This is a genomic window from Leifsonia sp. HAY1-4F (genome assembly GCF_056755275.1).
In genome coordinates this window covers 1-257 of sequence record NZ_JBNDHX010000400.1, presented here as the reverse complement: position 1 = coordinate 257, position 257 = coordinate 1, and the positions used below count along the sequence as shown (strand labels likewise).

Genomic DNA, 257 nt, shown 5'->3' with positions numbered 1-257 from the left:
GTCCCTTGAACATCGGCCCGTCGCCTCAGCACTCCCCCTTACTGGCCCAGGCGGGAACCTCTGGTCCTGGACAAAAGCTGGGCGCGAGATTCGCCAACGCCCTCTTCGCCAGCCATCCGGATATTCCGCAAGCCCGGCAGTACCGGGAGTCCGTCCGGGCTCAGGCGACGGCATTCGGCCGGAATCCCGACGAAATCTACGTCTACCAGGCCATCTCGCCCGTTGTCGCGGACAGCCGCGAGGAAGCCTTGGAGCGT

The 257-nt window shown here is 65.4% G+C and carries 1 protein-coding gene; it reads left to right on the top strand.

Features of this window, described 5'->3' with window-relative positions:
* A partial coding sequence (locus ACPYOG_RS19960; RefSeq protein WP_481295845.1) for an LLM class flavin-dependent oxidoreductase occupies positions 1-257 on the top strand: 257 nt, incomplete at both ends.